Origin of the sequence: Agromyces sp. NBRC 114283 (assembly GCF_030268405.1) — a bacterium.
GTDB lineage: Bacteria > Actinomycetota > Actinomycetes > Actinomycetales > Microbacteriaceae > Agromyces > Agromyces mediolanus.
In genome coordinates this window covers 1,998,376-2,015,757 of the sequence record NZ_BSQP01000001.1, presented here as the reverse complement: position 1 = coordinate 2,015,757, position 17,382 = coordinate 1,998,376, and the positions used below count along the sequence as shown (strand labels likewise).

Sequence of the window (17,382 nt, the reverse complement as noted above, 5' to 3'; positions counted from 1 at the left end):
GCGCGATCTCCGCCAGGGCGCGCCACTCCCCGAGCGGCCCGTCACCGCCGCTCGAGCGGCGCCGCTCAGGCCCGCATCCCCCGCCAGATCAGCTCGATCGCGGCGCGCATCCGCGCGACGACCGCGGGCTCGTCGATCCGCTCGCCGCGCACGACGAGCTGGTAGTAGGCGACGCCCGCGATGGCGTCAAACGCGGCCTCGACGTCGAGATCCGCGCGCAGCTCGCCGCGCGCGACGCCCGCGGCGAGCGCGCGTTCGAGCGGCACGCGACGGCGGGCGACGTGGGAGGTCCAGTACGCCCGCTGCAGCGCGCGGTCGGCCATGACGAGGCGGATGCGCTGGCGGAACCGTGCTTCCGGGTAGCCGGGGGCCGAGGGGGCGACCCCGTCGGCGCCGAGGCCGAGCCCGGTGAGCAGCAGCTCGTGGAGGTCGACCGCGTCGCCCACCTCGGGCGGCACCTCGCGGCCGACGTCGAGGGCCGCGGCGATGAGGGTCGTGAGCGAGGGCCAGCGGCGGTAGAGCGCGGCTCGGCTCACCCCGCTGCGGGCGACGACCCGGCCCACCGTCACCTCCTCACCGGCATCGATGAGTGCGAGCGTGGCCGCGACGAGCTGCCCGTCGAGCTCCTCGTCGCGCGGCCGACCGGGACCGCGGCGGTGCGCGGCCCCGGCCGAGGCGGCTGCTGGCGGCGCGAGCAGCGGAGCGGGGCTCGTCACGCGGCGAGCGCCCGCGCGCGGAGGCGAGCCACGGTGTCCGCCGAGAGCCCGGCGTCGCGCAGCGGGGTCAGCGGGTCGCCGTAGCGAGCGCGGAGCGTGCCGAGCAGGATCCGCATCGAGACCTCCATCGGCCCGTCGGGCAGCGAGGCGCGCAGGCGCTCCTCGTCGAAGCCGAGCCGGGCGAGCAGCGGCCCCATGACGCCCTGCGTGCGGCGCATGATCGCGGGCATGTTCTCGTCGGTGCGGGCGTAGTCGATGACGATGTCCTCGTCGTCGGCGCCGAGGGCGAGCAGCAGCATCGCGGCGAGCACGCCCGTGCGGTCCCGGCCGGCCGCGCAGTGGAACGCGGTCGCCCCGGGGGCGTGCGCGACGACGTTCAGCGCCGTCACGAGCTGCGGCGCGGCGGTCTCGACCATCGCGACGTAGGACTCCCCCATCGACTCGTGCGTGAACGGCAGCTGCGTCTGCATCGAGTCGCCCACGTTCGCCATGAGCGCGAGGTGGTGGTACGCGACCGGACGGGAGCCGAACGGGCCGCGCCCGCTGATGGCGACCTCGTCGGCCGAGCGCAGGTCGATGATCGCGGTGAGGCCGGCGGCGACCAGTTCGTCGGCCGCCTCCTCCGTCACGAGGGCGAGATCGTCGGTGCGGATCGCGAGGCCGGCGCGCAGCACGCCCCCGTCGATCCGGATGCCGCCGAGGTCGCGGAGGTTGACCGGGGCGCTGAGGGCGAGCGCGGGGCCGTCGATGATCGTCATGTGATTCTCCTTCTGATGAGGGCGCTGCCCTGGTCGATGGCCGTCACCAGCACGATGATGCAGATGATGATGGCGCTGAGGTGGCCGTAGTCGTACATGCGCATCGCCGTCGTGAGCTCGAGGCCGATGCCGCCCGCGCCGACGAGGCCGAGGATGGTCGCGCCGCGCACGTTCCCCTCGAACAGCAACAGGCTGTACGAGGTGAGCAGCGGCGCCGCCTGCGGCAGCACGCCGTACTGCACGACCTGGCGTTTGGAGGCGCCGACGGCCTGCATGGCGACGACGGGGCCGCGATCGACCTGCTCCATCGCCTCGGCGAAGATCTTGCCGATCGAGCCGATGGAGCCGAGCGTCATCGCGAGGATGCCGGCGAAGGGCCCGAGCCCGACGGCCGAGACGAACATGAGCGCGAAGACGAGGTCGGGCACCGAGCGGATGATGTTCATCACCCAGCGCGTCGGGTAATACAGCCACTTCGGGGCGATGTTCGACGCGGCGCAGACCGCGACGAAGAGCGAGAGCACGGCGCCGAGCACGGTGCCGACGACGGCCATCTGGAACGTCTCGAGCAGCAGCGCGAGGATTGTGCCGAGCTTCGAGAAGTCCGGCGGGAACAGCCGGGAGAGGAACTCCCCCATGTTCACCGCGCCCTCGCCGAGCTTCACGAAGTTGAACTGGGCGCCGTTGAACGACCAGATCAGGAGGAGCGCCGCGACGGGCAGCCCGATCAGGAAGCGGGTGCGAGGCATCCGGAACGCGCGCTCCAGGCGCTGCCGCTCGGCGGCGGCGAGCACCGGGTCCGCGGCGCTCGGGCCGCCCGCCGAGGTGCCGGTCGCGACCCGGCTGCGCGGCTCAGTGCTCGTCATCGCCGGGCTCCTCGTCCTCGTAGAGCGGCGCGAGCGCCGAGGCATCCAGCTGCGATGTGCGACCGGAGACGAGGATCTCGCCCCGGCGCAGGCCCACGATGCGGTCGCTGTGCGCGAGCGCGAGGGGCAGCACATGCAGGCTCACGAGCACGGGGATGCCGTCCTCGCTCGCGATCTCGCGGAGCAGCTCCAGCACCGAGTCGGCGAGCTTCGGGTCGAGCGAGGCGACCGGCTCGTCGGCGAGGATCACCTTGGGCCGCTGCATGAGCGCCCTGGCGATCGCGACGCGCTGCTGCTGCCCGCCCGAGAGCGATCGGGCGGGCTCGAGGGCCTTGTGCGCGATGCCGACCCGGTCGAGCAGTTCGAGCGCACGCCGGCGGTGCGCGCTCGAGAAGCCGCCGACGAAGTTGATGGGCCCGGCGTCGTGCAGCGCGCCCGCGAGCACGTTCGTCAGCACGCTGAGCCGCGGGATCAGGTTGAACTGCTGGAACACCTGCCCCACCTCGCTGCGGAGCGTCCGCAGCTGCCCGCGGCGGAGGTTCGTCACGTCGTGCCCGGCGACCCGCACCGCGCCGCCCGTGATGGGGGCGAAGCCGGTGAGGCTCCGCATGAGCGTGGACTTGCCGGAGCCGGAGGCGCCGAGGAGCGCCACCATCTCACCGGGGAACAGCTCCAGGTCGACGCCGGCGAGCACCCGCTGCGCGTCGTAGGCGACCTCGAGCCCGCGCACGGTGACGAGCGGCAGGGCCTGGCGCAGTTCGGCCGTCGTCACGCGCGGCTCGACCTCGTGCGCGCCCGCCACGAGCGTCACTTCAGATCCTTGAGCTCGACCCCGGCGACGGCCGCGATCTCGGCGAAGCCGGCGAACTCCTCGGCCTTCGGGTCGACGGTCTGCGGGGCAGCGGCGAAGGAGCCGTACGCGCCGAGCCGCTCGGCGTTCTCGGGCGAGAAGACCTCGGCGATGCCGTCCTGGATGACCTTGCGGGTCTCGGCGTCGAGCGACTGCCGGCCGAGCACGGCGCCCGCGATCGGCATGGCCGGGCTCTCGCCGACCGCGCGCCACTCGCCGTCCTCGAAGGGGAACATCGGCTTGCCGAGCTGGGTCAGCATGACCGCGGTGCAGGCGGCGTCCACCTGGCCCTGCGCGAGCGCCGCGAAGCTGCCCTCGTGTCCGCCGGCGAAGATCGCCTCGTAGTCCGCGTCCCGCTCGAGCCCCGCCTCGTGCAGCATGTACACCGGCATGAAGTAGCCCGAGCTCGACGTCTGGTCGGCGAAGGCGACGGTCTTGCCCGCAAGGTCCTCGACCTCCTGGATGGGCGAGTCGTCGAGCACGACGCAGGTCGAGACCGGCGCATCGTCGCCCTGGAACGCGACGAGCGCGTCGACCTCGCCAGTGTTCACGGCGAGGGCCGAGGGGAAGCCGCTCATGATGCCGATGTCGACGTGGTCGGCGCGGATCGCCTCGACGACGCTGAGGTAGTCGGGCACGTCGGTGATCTCGACGTCGCGGCCCGTCGCCGCTTCGAGGAGCTCGGCGAACACCTCGACGGGGTTCTCGGCGGTGGGATCCTCGCCGACGGGGATCGTCGCGATCGTGATCGGCGCGTTCGGGTTGGCGGCGGCCGCCTCTCCGGCGGTGCTCTGGCAGCCGGTGAGGGCGAGGGCGGCGACGCCGAGGACGCCGACGGCGGGCAGGGTGAAGCGGCGCATGATGACCTTTCGGAAGGGGGATGCCTCGGCATTCCGAGACCATCGGTATTCCAACTCCCGAAGGTGTCCGGCAATTACGAGACCGGCGGACTCCGAATCGAACGGATCGTGAACGGCCGGTGACCCCGCTCGGGTAGCGTGCTGGCATGGGGGAAGCACGGCGGGAGTTCTGGCGCGTCGCCCTGCCAGTGGCGGGCGTCGTCGCACTCTGCGGGACCGTCTGGGTCGCGGTGGCGGTCACCGAGGCGCAGCAGACGCGCACCGCTGCTCAGGCCGCCTCGGCCGTCGCGGCGCAGCTCGACGCGATCGAGGCGACGGTCCCCGCGGCGAGCGCGCTCGATCGCACCGCCGAGGTCATGACGCAGCCCTGCCCGGTTGCCGGCCGAGGCGAGCAGACCGTGCACCGGCGTCACGTCGAGCTCGATCCGGGCTTCGACCGGGTGGAGTGGGCCGCGACGCTCGGCGACGCGTTCCCCCAGGCGGAGGGGTGGCAGCGGCGTGTGACGGCGCTCGACCGCCGGGAGAACCTCGACATTCGGATCGTCGGGCGAGAGCTCATCACGGTCGATGTCGTCGCAACCGGCGACGACGAGCGCGCCCGGCTCACGATGCGGGCGACGAGCGAGTGCGCGAACGCGGAGGACGACGATGCGAGCCAGTGACACCGTGCTGCCCGATGGGCGCATGATCCGCAGCTTCGAGACGGGACCGGTGGATGCCGAGGCCGCGATCGTGTGGCATCCGGGCACGCCGCACACCGGCCGGCCGCCGGCGCCGCTCGTCGTGCACGCGGAACGGCTGGGGCTCCGGCTGGTCTCGATCGCCCGGCCTGGCTTCGGCGGCTCGACGCCGCACCCGGGCCGCACCGTCGCGAGCGCCGCGCGCGACGCCCTCGCCGTGCTCCACACGATCGGGGTGACCCGGGCGATCGCCGCCGGCTACTCCGGCGGCGGCCCGCACGCGCTCGCCCTCGCCGCACTCGCGCCCGAGCTCGTGGGCGCGGTCGTCGCGGTCGTGAGCCCGGCGCCGTTCAAGGGCGACACCGGAATGACGGGCGGGGGATGGTTCGCCGGCATGCAGGCGCCCGGCGGCCTGCTGGCCGCGCGCGAGGGCCGGGCCGCCCGCCTCGCCTACGCCGCGCAGGAGGTGTTCGACCCCGAGCAGTTCCTCCCCGTCGACTGGGCCGCGCTCGAGGGCGAATGGGGCGCGGTCGGCGAGGACGCCCAGGCCGCAGACGCGTTCGGACCGGATGGCGCGGTCGACGACGACGTCGCCTTCGTCACCGACTGGGGCGTCGCCCTCGCCGCGATGACGCAGCCCGTGCTGCTCGTGCAGGGCACGGCCGACCGGGTCATCCCCTTCGCCCATGCCGAGCGGATCGCCGCCGCGCTCCCCCGCCCCGAACTGCACGCCCGCGAGGGCGACGGCCACGTCGCCGTGCTCGCGGGCCTCGCCCCGTTGCTCGACCGGGCGCGGGCGCTGCTCGGCTGACGGACGCCGCCGTGCGGTCGCGCCGGGCCACTGCCGAGCCCGGCATTCGGTAGCCTCGGCTGCATCCGCCCAGCCGAAGGAGACCGAGCGTGGCACACGAGCGCGGAGGCCGGCGCACCCAACCGGCCTCGATCTACGACGTCGCCGCGCTCGCCGGGGTCAGCATCACGACGGTCAGTCACACGCTGAGCGGCAAGCGGCGGGTCTCCCCCGAGTCCGAGGCGCGCGTGCGCCGAGCGGTCGATCAGCTCGGCTACGTGCCGGCCTCCTTCGCACGGAACCTGCAGTCCGGCTCGACCCACGTCGTCGCGCTCCTCGTGCCCGACATCCGGAACGACTTCTACGCGCTGATCGCGAAGGGCGCCGAGGATCTCGCGCACCAGAGCGGCTACGGGCTGATCCTCTGCAACACTTCCTCGGACCCGGTGCGCGAGGAGTCCTACCTCGACCTCATCCGCTCCCGCTTCATCGACGGGATGGTGTACGCCGCAGGATCGCATCCGACCCAGCTCCGGCTCGACTCCCTGCGCGGGCGGTTCCCCGTGGTCTTCGCCGACGAGACGTTCTACGGCGTGTCCGACGTGACCTCCGTCACCGCCGACCACTACGCGGGCGGTGTGCTGGCCGGCCGCCATCTCGCCGAGCTCGGGCACACGCGGGCCGTCATGCTCACCGGTCCCGGCAACCTGGTGAGCAGCCTCGAACGCTCCCAGGGCTTCGAGGATGCTTTCCCCGGCCGCATCGTCCGGCGCGCCGGCGCCTTCGACGCCGCCTCGGGACGGGCGTTGATCGCCGAGCTCATCGCCTCGCCGGAGGGGCTCGACGGCGCCACCGCGGTGTTCGCCGGCAACGACCTGATGGCGCTCGGTGTGCTCACCGCGCTCCGGGAGGCGGGCCTGCGCTGCCCGGACGATCTCTCCGTGGTGGGCTTCGACGACGTGCGGGAGGCCGGTTACACGGACCCGCGACTGACCACGGTCCGCCAGCCCGCGTACGAGATCGGCCGGCAGGCGATGACCCACCTGATCGGGGAGATCTCGACCCACGACCGACGCCCGCACGTGGCCCAGCTCGACCGGCTTGCCGTCGAGCTCGTCGTCCGCGGCAGCACGGCCGAGTCGGCGACCGCCGCGCGCTAGGGCCATCGCCGCCGAAATCAAGATCCCCGGATTCGCGCTAGCCAAAACGCTTTGTCGTTCATACCGTAGCCCCACGCACTGCAATGAAGGGGCAGCGAAATATGACTTCCGTACTGGTTCTCGGAGAATCCTGGTTCACCTACACGGTCCACCAGAAGGGCTTCGACGCCTTCTACACCTCGGACTACGTGGAGGGCGCCGGGGTGTTCCTCGACTCGCTCGCCGCGCACGGCCACGAGGTCGAGTACCTCCCGTCGCACCGCATCGACGGCACGAGCTTCGACCGCGACTTCCTCGACCGCTTCGACGTCGTCGTCATCAGCGACGTCGGCGCGAACACCTTCCTGCTGCCCGCCGAGACGTTCACGAAGTCGATCCCGACCCCGGACAAGACCGAGCAGCTCCGCGCCTACGTCGAGCGCGGCGGAAGCCTGCTGATGGTCGGCGGGTACCTGAGCTTCAGCGGCATCGACGCGAAGGCGCGCTGGGGCCGGACCGCCCTCGCCGACGCCCTCCCCGTCGCGCTGCTCGACCGCGACGACCGGGTGGAGCTGCCCGCCGGCGTCGCCCCGACGGTCGCCACCGCCCACCCGGTGGTCGACGGCCTCGACCCGGTCTGGCCCGCGCTGCTCGGTCTCAACGAGTTCACGCAGCGGCCCGGGGCGACGACCCTCGCCGAGTGCGCCGAGCACCCGCTGCTCGTCGTGGGCGAGTACGGTCAGGGTCGCTCCGCCGCCTTCGCCTCTGACCTCGCGCCGCACTGGGCGCCCGCGGAGTTCCTCGCCTGGGACGGGTACGCCCGACTCTGGGACCAGCTCATCCGCTGGCTCGCCGCGGAGCCCGACGCCCGATGACCGGCTCGCCGCGCCCGGTCGCCGTCGTGGGGGCCGCGAACGTCGACCTCCGGGTCCGAGTGGACCGTCTCCCGCTCAGCGGTGAGACGGTGCTCGCGAGCCGGATCGAACGCACGCTCGGCGGCAAGGCCGCGAACCAGGCGATCGCCGCCCGGCGCAGTGGCGCCGACGTCCGGCTGGTCAGCGGGGTCGCGGCGGACGACGGCGGGGAATGGCTGCGACGACGACTCGACGAGGCCGGGATCGACGGCCACTGGGTCGAGTCCGAGCGCACGGGCGTGGCGATCGTGGCGGTCGACCGGCTCGGCGAGAAGCAGATCATGGTCGCGCCCGCGACGCCGGCGCCGCCGACGCTCGGGCGAGCCGTGACCGAGGTGCTCGCCGAGGCCGGCTTCCTCCTCGTGCAGCGCGAGCTCGGCGCGGCCATCGCGGAGCTCTGCCTCGCGGCGGGGCGAGACCTCGGGGTGACCACCATCCTGAACGCGGGAACCGCGGACGCGGTCACACCGGCGGAGCTCGCCCTCGCCGATGCCCTGATCCTCAACGAGCTCGAGTTCGAGCTGAGCTTCGGCTCCCCCTTCGACGGCGACACGAGTTGGCGACCGGGGATGCCGGAGACGACGCTCGTGACCCTCGGCCGGCGGGGCGTCGCGATGCTCTCCCCCGCGGGCCGGCGCTTCACCCCCGGTCACACCGTGCACGCCGTCGACACCGTCGGCGCCGGCGACGCGTTCTGCGGCGGCTTCGTCGCCGAGCTCAGCGCCGGCGTCGACACGGCCGAGGCGCTCCGCTGGGGGCAGGCCGCCGCGGCCCTGGCCTGCACCCGCGAGGGCGCGGCCGAGTCGATCCCCACCCGCGCGGAGATCCGCGCCTTCCTCCACCAGGGCGACGACCCGAACGATCCACGATCGTCCGCCGCCCGCCACAGCACCCCGACGAAGGGATAGATGCGATGCCCACCCCGATCCTCGAAGCGAGAGCGATCGTCAAGAACTACGGACATGTCCGGGCCCTCGACGGAGCCAGCTTCACCGTGAACCCCGGCGAGGTCGTCGGCCTGATCGGCGACAACGGCGCCGGCAAGTCCTCGCTCGTGAAGGTACTCTCCGGCGCCGTCCAGCCGGACTCCGGCGAGCTCCTCGTCGACGGCCGCCCGGTCACGCTCGGTTCCCCGCGCGACGCCCAGGACGCCGGGATCCAGACCGTCTACCAGGACCTCGCGCTCGCCCCGGACCTCACCCCCGCCGCGAACTTCTTCCTCGGCCGGGAGCTCTACGCGAGCGGGATCCGCGGCATGCTGCGCATGCTCGACACGAAGCGGATGACGACGGTCGCGCAGGAGAAGTTCGCGGAGCTCGGGGTGAACCTGCGCTCGCAGAGCGAACCGGTCTCCTCCCTGTCCGGCGGTCAGCGGCAGTCTGTCGCCATCGCCCGCGCCGTCGCATGGTCGGCGAAGCTCGTCATGCTCGACGAACCGACGGCGGCGCTCGGCGTCGTCCAGACCGCGCGCGTCCTGGAGCTGATCTCCCGGGTGCGGGACACCGGCACCGCCGTTGTGCTGATCAGCCACAACATGCCCCAGGTCATCGACACCTGCGACCGCGTCGAAGTCCTCCGCCTCGGCAAGCGCGTCGGCGCGTTCCGGACGGCCGATACCACCGCCGAACAGCTCGTTGCCGCGATGACCGGCGCCCTCAGCACCGAAGGAGACCACTGATGTCCACCCTGACCGAGCACCCGCCCGCTCCCGACGCCGCGCCCGGCGCACTCCGGCGCGTCTGGTCCGCCGTGGCCGACAGCAACGGCTGGATCGTGCTCGTGCTGGCCGGCCTCGTCCTGCTGTTCTCGGTGCTCGCCCCCGGGCAGTTCTTCACCCAGTTCAACCTGACGTCCATCGCCATCGGCACCTCGGTGATCCTCGTGATCGCGGTGGGCCAGACCTTCCTGATCATCTCGGGCAGTTTCGACCTCTCCGTCGGATCGGTGCTGATCTTCGCCTCGGTCGTCTCGAGCCTCGCCATGAACGCGATCGCACCGACAAGCCAGCCGCTCGCGATCGTCGTCGGCCTCTTCGTCGCGGTCGCGACGGGCGTCGCGTGGGGCATCCTGAACGGCGTCGTCGTCTCGGTGCTGCGGATCCCCGCCCTGATCACCACCCTCGCGACGATGGGCATCGCCCTCGGCCTCGCCCAGGTGATCACGAACGGCACCAATGTGAGCCTGCAGGTGCCACTGTTGACGAGCTCGCTCGGCAGCGGCCGGCTCGGCCCGTTCCCCGTCATCGTGCTGCTCGCCGTCGCAATCGCCGTCGTGGGCATCTGGCTGCTCAGCACGACGAAGTTCGGCCGCTACAGCTACGCCATCGGCTCGAACGCCGAGGCCGCGAGGCGCGTCGGCATCAAGGTGCGCCGCCACGAGATCGCGGTCTTCGCCCTGACGAGCGGCCTCGCCGGGCTCGCCGCGTTCATGTCGGTCGCGCAGTACGGCACGACCGCGATCGGCGGGCACACGACCGACAGCCTCGAGTCGATCGCCGGCACGATCCTCGGCGGCACGAGCCTGTTCGGCGGCGTCGGCGGGATCGGCGGCACCATCGTCGGCGTCCTGATCCCCACGGTGCTGAAGAACGGCCTCATCATCGTCGGCCTGCAGCCCTTCTGGCAGGGCGTCGCCATCGGCGTCGTCCTGATCGCCGCCGTCTTCATCGACCAGCTCCGCCGTCGCCGGCGGAACTCGATGTAGCCGGCACCACCCCGCACCGCATCCCGCACCACCCATCCCCCGAAGAGAAGAAGAGGAACCATCATGCGAACGACGAAGATCGCAGTCCTGCCCGCCGTGCTCGCGCTGCTCGGCGCCGGGCTCGCCGGCTGCGCCACGGCCGCGCCGTCCGGCGAGGGCTCCGGCGACGCCCAGAAGCTCGAGCTCATCCTCGGCCTGAACGGCATGTCCTACTACGAGACCCTCGCCTGCGGCGCGAAGGAGGCCGCCGCCGGCACCGACGTCGTGGTGAACGTCTCGGCCGCGAACCAGTGGGCCGTCGAGGCGCAGACCACCGTGCTGAACGCCGCGCTCTCCCGCGGCCCGAACACCGTCGCGATCGTGCCGGTCGACCCCAACGGGCTCGCCGCCCCGCTCGGCCAGGCGACCGCGCAGGGCATCAAGGTGATCGCCGCCGACCAGTCACTCGATCCGTCGATCACCTCGCAGGCGACGATCGTCTCCGACAACCTGCAGGGCGGACAGCTCGCGGGCGAGGCCGCCGTCGAGGCGCTCGCCGGCCAGGGCAAAGTGCTCGTCATCGCGCCGCCGCCCGGCGCCTCGGGCGAGGACGCCCGCGTCGACGGCTTCGTCGACGTCGCCGAGGCCGGCGGCCTGACCCTCGTCGACACGCAGTACGCGGCGGACCAGACTGCCGCCGCAGCAGCCGTGAGCGCGAGCCTCTCCGCGAACCCGGACCTCGCCGCCGTCTACGCCACGAACGAGTACACCCTGCTCGGCGCCGTCAGCGCTCTGAAGACCGCGCAGCTGAACGGCACGGTGAAAGCGATCGGCGTCGACGCCTCGCAGGCGGAGGTCGACGCGTTGAACGCGGGCGACGTGTACGCGCTCGTCGCCCAGCAGCCGGAGAAGATCGGCGAGCTCGTCGTCGAGCAGATGATCGCGCTGAACGCGGGCGAGACGGTCGAGCAGACGACCGCGGTGCCGATGGTGCTGCTCACGAAGGACAGCGACGACCTCGACGAGTACGTCTACGAGCCGTCATGCTGAACGACACCATGACGAACCTCCCCCTGACGCGGTCGATTCCGAAGATCGAACTGCACGCCCACCTCATCGGCTCGGTCTCCCCCGCCACCTACGTCGAGCTCGGCCGCAGGTACGGCGCCGAGTTCGAGAGCGAGGACCCCGAGCGGCTGTACGCCTACCACTCGATGCCGTCGTTCCTGGCGATCTACGAACGCATCTCCTCGTTCATCCGCACGCCCGAGGACTGGAGCGAGGTGATCTACCGTTCGCTGCGCGAGGAGCACGAGGCGAGCAACCTCCGCTACCGGGAGACCTTCATCACGCCGACCGCGGGCACGACGCTGCCGTACGCGGACCAGATCGCCGGCCTCGCGGACGGCATCGATCGAGCCCGCGCCGACTTCGGCGTCGACGCGCGGCTCATCCCGAGCATCTACCGGAACCAGGGTGGCGGCGTCGGTCTCGAGCTCGTCCGCACCGTGCTCGAGCACCCGCACCCCTACGTCGTCGGCATCGGCATGGACGGGGACGAGAACCTCGGCCCCGCCCCCGACTTCGAGGCCGCCTATCGCCTCGCCCGCGAGGGCGGGTTGAAGACGACCGCGCACGCCGGCGAACGGAACGGGTCGCGCGAGGTCCGTCACGCGCTCGACGTGCTCGGCGTGGACCGCATCGATCACGGCTACGGCATCGTCTACGACCACGGGCTCGTCCGGGAGGCGAAGGACCGCGGCATCCACTTCGCGACGACGTGGCTGTCGAGCATCTCGCACTACGCGCCGAAGAGGGAGGAGAACCCGTTGTCCGACATGCTCGCGCTCGGCCTCGACCTCTCGATCTCGACCGACGACCGCTCGATGGCGCTCAGCACGCTGATGGCGGATCTCGAGACCGTGGCCGACGCCTTCGCGCTGAGCGATGCCACCCTCGTGCGGCAGAACTCCGCCGGGCTCGAGGCGGCGTGGATGCCGGAAGAGCTGCGGGACCGGATCCGCGAGGAGCTCAACGACGCGCTGATCGACGCGAGGGCGCAGCGCTATGACGAGTAGCGGCGGCGCTCAGGGCTCGACGCTCGTGCTGACCCAGTTCACCCTGAAGCCGGGGCGGACCGCGTCGGCGTACCGCGAGTTCAGTCTGGGCTGGCTCCGCGCCGAGATGACGGGCTTCCCCTCGGTCGTGCGCTTCCTGGATTTCGACGTGCTGGGGTACCTCCCGGCCGCGGCCGAGTGGGAGCTGGTCGAGCTGATCGAGGTGAGCTCGGTGGAGGCCTTCCGCAGAGACAACGAATCCGCGACGGGGGCGGCGGCGGCAGCCGCCTGGGGCGAGTGGGTGGAACGCAGCAGCGTCGTGTTTCTGCACGATCTCGCCGCCGAGCGACCCGCCGAGGGCGCCGGGTAGCCCCTCCGTCAGCCGGGGCTCTGACGACGCCGGGCGGACCGCGATGTGCGGCCCGCCCGGCGTCGCAGCGCGGATCCCGCATTGCTGCTCGACTGGCTACCCGGCCCCGGGTCCGCTACGGTCGAACGAGGCTGCGCCGGACTTCCACGGGAGTCCGGCCTCGTCATGGCGGAGCCCAGGAACCCCGTTTCCGGCATCCCGATTCCCCCCGTCTCGCCAGCCGGTGCGTCAGCGATCCCCTGGATCGCCCGCGCGTTGCCCGCGCCCGCACCTTCCCGACCACCGACGAAAGGGACCGCGTGCTCGTAGCTGCGCAAACGTTCTTCCCGCCCTGCGGGACCCGCCTCGGCACCACCGGGCGGCACCACGAACACGCCGCAGCGACCCGCATCCCTCCCGACTGACCGCTCTTCGTCCCTGCCTCCCGCGTCCCGCACCGACGCGGGACGCCCTGACGAAAGCGAGTCGACATGGACCAGCTCCAACAGCTGTCCGGACCCATCGTGGTCACCCTCATGCTGCTGTTCTTCGGCGGCAGCCTCTACATGTCCATCCGGATCAGCCGGAAGCGCGAGAACGCCGACGGCTACATGACCGGCGGCGGCAAGATCGGCTACGGCATCTCGGCCGCCTCGATGACCGCCACCTGGATCTGGGCGTCGTCGATGTACGCCTCGGCGACCTCCGGCTTCACCTACGGCATCTCCGGGCCCATCCACTACGGGCTCTGGGGTGCGCTGATGATCCTCTTGATCTACCCCTTCGGGCGGCGGATCCGGCAGGTCGCGCCGCGTGCGCACACCATCGCCGAGGTCATGTTCGCCCGGCACGGCCGTTCGAGCCAGCTCATGCTCGCCGGCTCGAACGTGCTCGGCAGCGTGATCAGCCTCACCTCGAACCTCATCGCGGGCGGCGCGCTCATCGACATGCTGTCGCCGTTCAGCTTCACGCAGGGCATCATCGCGATCGCCGCGGGCGTGCTGCTGTACACGCTGTGGTCGGGCTTCCGCGCCTCGGTCCTGACCGACTTCGCGCAGGTCGTGGCGATGCTCGGCGCCGTGGTCATCATCATCCCGGTGGTGTTCTTCGCCGCGGGCGGGCCGTCGCTGTTCGAGACGGGCGCGCACAACCTGACGCCGCAGCAGCAGGACTTCTTCTCCTCCGACGCGTTCTTCAACCAGGGCGCGCCGTACATCGCGGCCGTGCTGGCGTACGCGATCGGCAACCAGACGATCGCGCAACGCCTCTTCGCCGTACGCGAGGACCTGATCAAGAAGACCTTCGTGACCGCGACGGTCGGCTACGGGGCGACGATCATCGGCGTCGGCATGCTCGGCGTGCTCGCGCTGTACGCCGGCATCCAGCCGCTGAACGACGACGTGAACAACCTCATCCCCCAGCTCGCGGCGAACTACCTGCCGCCGGTGCTGCTGTGCGTGTTCTTCGTGATGATCATCGGTTCGCTGTCGTCGACGGCGGATGCCGACCTCACCGCCCTGGCCTCGATCATGATGGCCGACATCTACGGGCAGAACATCGCCGGCAAGAAGCGGGCGAACCCGCAGACGATGATCTGGGTCGGCCGCATCACGATGATCATCGCGACCGCCGCCGGATTGTTCTTCGCGAGCTCGCAGTTCAACATCCTCGACCTGCTGGTGTTCGTGGGCGCGCTCTGGGGTGCGCTCGTGTTCCCGGTGATCTCGAGCTTCTACTGGAACCGGGTGACGAACCTCGCCTTCACCGCCGCGGTGATCGCCGGGCTCGCGTGCTTCCTGCCGGTGCGCTTCGAGTGGATCGACCTCTCCGGCGGGCTCGGCATCGCGAGCGACGTGCTCGCGACGATCGGCATCGGCGTGGTGCTCGGGCTCATGGCGTTCGGTTTCTTCGGGCGCCGGGTGGCGCTCGTCGTCGGCACGGTCGCGACGCTCGCCGCGGCGCCGTTCGCGATCGGCTTCCTGCACACCTACCCGGTGCTGTCGGGATCGCTCGTGGCCTACGCGGCGTCGACGATCGTCTGCGTGGTGCTGACGATGGCGAACACGACGCGGCGCTTTGATTTCGCGCTCATCAAGGAGCGCACGGGCGACTTCGACACGAGGGATGGCGGGGCGGATGCCTCGGCCGACGCCGGCGTCGCCGGCTCTTCCGAGCTGGATGACCGGCTCGAACTCGCGAACGACGGAAAGGACCGCGCATGACCGCCCTGCTCACCCTGTACGTGCTGATCTGGCCTGTGATCGTGCTCGGCGTGCTCGCCGTCATCGTGCGCGCCTTCGTGAAGGAATGGCGGCAGGCGAAGCGCGAGGGCCGCAGCATCATCTAGGCCCGGCTCCGGGTGGACGCGGCATCCGTGTCGCGTCCGCCCGCGCGCTCCCGTCCACCCCCTCGCCGCCGGCGCAGGCGGGGCGTATCGTGGCGCGCATGTGCCGGAACATTCGCGTGCTCCACAATTTCGAACCGCCCACGACCGACGACGAGGTGCGCGAGGCCGCCCTGCAGTTCGTGCGCAAGGTGAGCGGTTCGACGCATCCCTCCCGGGCGAACGCCGAGGCCTTCGAACTGGCGATCGAGGAGATCGCCGTCGCGACCCGGCGGCTGCTCGACGGGCTCACGACGAACGCGCCGCCGAAGAACCGCGAGACCGAGGCGCTGAAGGGCCGCGAGCGTCACGAGAAGCGGATGGAGCGCGAGGTGCGCATCCGCACGGCGGTCGGATGACCCGCGCCACCGTCGGTCTGGCTGATCCGCCGTCCGTCGGCGATGATCCGCCCGCCGTCGGCCGTGCTGAGTAGCATGCGCAGTATGGCCATCAAGCTGGAGAACGTCGCCATCGCCGTGCGCGACCTCGAAGAGACGATCGCGTTCTTCACCGACCTCGGGCTGAGCGTGATCGGCCGCGACACCGTCAGCGGCGAGTGGACCGACACCGCGGTCGGCCTCGACGGCAACCACGCGAAGATCGCGATGCTGCAGACGCCCGACGGCCACGGCCGGCTCGAGCTCTTCGAGTACCTGCACCCCGACGCGATCGAGACCGAGCCGACGCTGCCGAACGAGATCGGCATGCACCGCGTCGCGTTCTCGGTCGACGACCTCGACGCGGCGCTCGAGATCGCCGCGAAGCACGGCTGCTTCCCGCTGCGCGGCGTCGGCACCTACCAGGACATCTACCGGCTCACCTATCTGCGCGGCCCGAGCGGCATCATCGTGATGCTCGCCGAGGAGCTGCAGAAGTGACGGGCGCGGAGCCCCCTGGCGCCGACCTTCCCGGCGGCGGCGCTGCCGCCTCGACCTCGGCCTCCGGTGGCAAGGATGCCGCACTGCCGCCGCCCTCGCGGGCGCAGCGGCTCGTGCTGCTGATCGCGATCCTGGCGTCGTTCGTCTCGTTCCTCGACGGCACCGTCGTGAACGTCGCGCTGCCCGCCATCCAGCGGGAGCTCGGCGGCGGGCTCATCACGCAGCAGTGGGTCGTCGACGCGTACCTCATCACGCTCGGCGCGCTCATCCTCGTCGCCGGCTCACTCAGCGATGTGTTCGGCCGCATCGTGATCCTGCGGGTCGGGTTGATCGGCTTCGGCCTCACCTCGATCGCGATCGCCGCCGCCCCCGATCCCCTGTTCCTGGTGATCGCGCGCGGGCTGCAGGGCATCGCCGGAGCGCTGCTCGTGCCGAGCTCGCTCGCGCTCATCACCTCGAACTTCCGCGGGCCCGCGCAGGCCCGCGCGATCGGCATCTGGACGGCGTCGACGACCGCGGCCATGCTCGTCGGCCCGGTGATGGGCGGGCTGTTCGTCGACTACCTGTCGTGGCGCTTCGTGTTCCTCATCAACGTCGTGCCGATCGCGGTGACGCTGTGGCTCCTCGTCGTGCTGCGTCAGCGCGACGTGCGCCAGCCCGGTGCGACGATCGACTGGGCGGGCGCCGTGCTCTGCACCGTCGGCCTCGGTGGCACCGTGTTCGCACTCATCGAGCAGCAGAACCTCGGCTGGTCGAACCCGGCGATCTGGGGCACGCTCACGCTCGGCATCCTCGCGCTCATCGGCTTCGTCGTGCGCCAGGCGACCGCGACGCAGCCGATGCTGCCGCTGTCACTGTTCAAGGTGCGCAACTTCTGGTCGGGCAACATCGCGACGATCTTCATCTACGGGGCGCTCTCGCTGAACGGTCTCGTCGTCGCGCTGTACCTCCAGCAGGGCGCCGGTCTGTCGGCGACGCTCGCGGGGCTCGCGAGCCTGCCGACGACGCTCATCATGATGGCGCTGAGCTCGCCGATCGGCACGCTCAGCGGCAAATGGGGCCCGCGCCTGTTCATGACCGTTGGCCCCGCGATCATGGCCGTCGGCTACCTGCTGCTGCTCACCGTGACGCCCGAGTTCAACTACTGGACGCAGGTGCTGCCCTCGGTCGTGCTCACCGGCTTCGGCCTCGTCATCACGGTCGCCCCGCTCACCTCGGCGATCCTCGGCTCGATCGAGCCCGCCCGCTCCGGCATCGCCTCGGCCGTGAACAACGCCGTCGCGAGGGTCGCCGGCCTCATCGGCGTCGCCCTCCTCGGCGTCGTCGTGGGCGGCGTGCTCGACCTGGAAGGGTTCCATCGGATCGCGATCTTCACGGCGGCGCTGATGGCAGCCGGGGCCTTGGTGTCGCTGCTCGGCATCCGGAACTCGGCGGTGCTCGAATCGGAGGGATGAGCGACG

20 protein-coding genes are annotated in these 17,382 nt (G+C 71.5%); 15 read left to right on the top strand and 5 right to left on the bottom strand.

Features of this window, described 5'->3' with window-relative positions; all coding sequences use genetic code 11:
- Positions 1-65: 65 nt before the first annotated feature.
- From QSJ60_RS09750 to phnD, 5 genes are read right to left on the bottom strand one after another with little or no spacing between them, the layout of a single operon-like run.
- Positions 66-716, bottom strand: coding sequence for a TetR/AcrR family transcriptional regulator (locus QSJ60_RS09750; protein WP_285463481.1), 651 nt, complete (start codon positions 714-716; stop codon positions 66-68).
- Complete coding sequence (locus QSJ60_RS09745; RefSeq protein WP_285463480.1) at positions 713-1,474, bottom strand: tyrosine-protein phosphatase; 762 nt, start codon at positions 1,472-1,474, stop codon at positions 713-715. The genes QSJ60_RS09750 and QSJ60_RS09745 overlap by 4 nt, the downstream gene beginning before the upstream one ends.
- Positions 1,471-2,340 (bottom strand): phosphonate ABC transporter, permease protein PhnE, encoded by an 870-nt coding sequence (phnE, locus tag QSJ60_RS09740; protein ID WP_230763065.1) that lies wholly within the window; start codon positions 2,338-2,340, stop codon positions 1,471-1,473. The genes QSJ60_RS09745 and phnE overlap by 4 nt, the downstream gene beginning before the upstream one ends.
- The gene (gene phnC / locus QSJ60_RS09735; protein WP_285463479.1) at positions 2,327-3,151 is read right to left on the bottom strand and encodes a phosphonate ABC transporter ATP-binding protein; all 825 of its coding nucleotides are present in this window, start codon (positions 3,149-3,151) and stop codon (positions 2,327-2,329) included. The genes phnE and phnC overlap by 14 nt, the downstream gene beginning before the upstream one ends.
- The gene (gene phnD / locus QSJ60_RS09730; protein WP_285463478.1) at positions 3,148-4,050 is read right to left on the bottom strand and encodes a phosphate/phosphite/phosphonate ABC transporter substrate-binding protein; all 903 of its coding nucleotides are present in this window, start codon (positions 4,048-4,050) and stop codon (positions 3,148-3,150) included. Before phnD ends, phnC begins: the two co-directional genes overlap by 4 nt.
- A gap of 146 nt (positions 4,051-4,196) precedes the next feature.
- On the opposite strand from phnD, the gene QSJ60_RS09725 reads away from it, so the two are divergent.
- The 15 genes from QSJ60_RS09725 (at position 4,197) to QSJ60_RS09655 (ending at position 17,376) form a co-directional block, all read left to right on the top strand.
- Positions 4,197-4,712: a hypothetical protein gene (locus QSJ60_RS09725; protein WP_285463477.1), complete on the top strand. Its 516-nt coding sequence runs from the start codon at positions 4,197-4,199 to the stop codon at positions 4,710-4,712.
- On the top strand, positions 4,699-5,541 hold the full coding sequence (locus QSJ60_RS09720; protein WP_285463476.1) for an alpha/beta fold hydrolase: 843 nt from the start codon (positions 4,699-4,701) through the stop codon (positions 5,539-5,541). Before QSJ60_RS09725 ends, QSJ60_RS09720 begins: the two co-directional genes overlap by 14 nt.
- Before the next feature lie 89 nt (positions 5,542-5,630).
- Positions 5,631-6,680: a LacI family DNA-binding transcriptional regulator gene (locus QSJ60_RS09715; protein WP_285463475.1), complete on the top strand. Its 1,050-nt coding sequence runs from the start codon at positions 5,631-5,633 to the stop codon at positions 6,678-6,680.
- Positions 6,681-6,781: 101 nt separating this feature from the next.
- On the top strand, positions 6,782-7,534 hold the full coding sequence (locus tag QSJ60_RS09710) for a glutamine amidotransferase (protein ID WP_285463474.1): 753 nt from the start codon (positions 6,782-6,784) through the stop codon (positions 7,532-7,534).
- Positions 7,531-8,481 (top strand): ribokinase, encoded by a 951-nt coding sequence (locus tag QSJ60_RS09705; RefSeq protein WP_285463473.1) that lies wholly within the window; start codon positions 7,531-7,533, stop codon positions 8,479-8,481. The genes QSJ60_RS09710 and QSJ60_RS09705 overlap by 4 nt, the downstream gene beginning before the upstream one ends.
- Before the next feature lie 5 nt (positions 8,482-8,486).
- Positions 8,487-9,251 carry an ATP-binding cassette domain-containing protein gene (locus QSJ60_RS09700; RefSeq protein ID WP_285463472.1) on the top strand — a complete coding sequence of 255 codons (765 nt, stop codon included), beginning with the start codon at positions 8,487-8,489 and terminating at the stop codon, positions 9,249-9,251.
- Entirely contained in the window at positions 9,251-10,276 is a 1,026-nt protein-coding gene (locus QSJ60_RS09695; protein WP_285463471.1) for an ABC transporter permease, read from the top strand. The genes QSJ60_RS09700 and QSJ60_RS09695 overlap by 1 nt, the downstream gene beginning before the upstream one ends.
- A 63-nt stretch (positions 10,277-10,339) precedes the next feature.
- Complete coding sequence (locus QSJ60_RS09690; protein ID WP_285463470.1) at positions 10,340-11,305, top strand: substrate-binding domain-containing protein; 966 nt, start codon at positions 10,340-10,342, stop codon at positions 11,303-11,305.
- The gene (locus QSJ60_RS09685; RefSeq protein WP_285463469.1) at positions 11,299-12,333 is read left to right on the top strand and encodes an adenosine deaminase family protein; all 1,035 of its coding nucleotides are present in this window, start codon (positions 11,299-11,301) and stop codon (positions 12,331-12,333) included. Before QSJ60_RS09690 ends, QSJ60_RS09685 begins: the two co-directional genes overlap by 7 nt.
- A complete protein-coding gene (locus QSJ60_RS09680; RefSeq protein ID WP_285463468.1) occupies positions 12,323-12,682 on the top strand; it encodes a RedY/HapK family protein in 360 nt (119 codons plus the stop codon). Before QSJ60_RS09685 ends, QSJ60_RS09680 begins: the two co-directional genes overlap by 11 nt.
- A gap of 470 nt (positions 12,683-13,152) precedes the next feature.
- A complete protein-coding gene (locus QSJ60_RS09675) occupies positions 13,153-14,883 on the top strand; it encodes a sodium:solute symporter family protein (protein ID WP_285463467.1) in 1,731 nt (576 codons plus the stop codon).
- Entirely contained in the window at positions 14,880-15,008 is a 129-nt protein-coding gene (locus tag QSJ60_RS09670; RefSeq protein ID WP_229781582.1) for a putative transporter small subunit, read from the top strand. Before QSJ60_RS09675 ends, QSJ60_RS09670 begins: the two co-directional genes overlap by 4 nt.
- A 98-nt stretch (positions 15,009-15,106) precedes the next feature.
- Positions 15,107-15,403, top strand: a complete 297-nt coding sequence (locus tag QSJ60_RS09665) for a DUF2277 domain-containing protein (protein WP_285463466.1) — start codon at positions 15,107-15,109, stop codon at positions 15,401-15,403.
- Positions 15,404-15,487: 84 nt separating this feature from the next.
- Positions 15,488-15,922: a VOC family protein gene (locus tag QSJ60_RS09660; protein WP_230763051.1), complete on the top strand. Its 435-nt coding sequence runs from the start codon at positions 15,488-15,490 to the stop codon at positions 15,920-15,922.
- 83 nt (positions 15,923-16,005) lie between these two features.
- Complete coding sequence (locus tag QSJ60_RS09655; protein ID WP_285465294.1) at positions 16,006-17,376, top strand: MFS transporter; 1,371 nt, start codon at positions 16,006-16,008, stop codon at positions 17,374-17,376.
- The last annotated feature ends 6 nt before the right edge of the window (positions 17,377-17,382 follow it).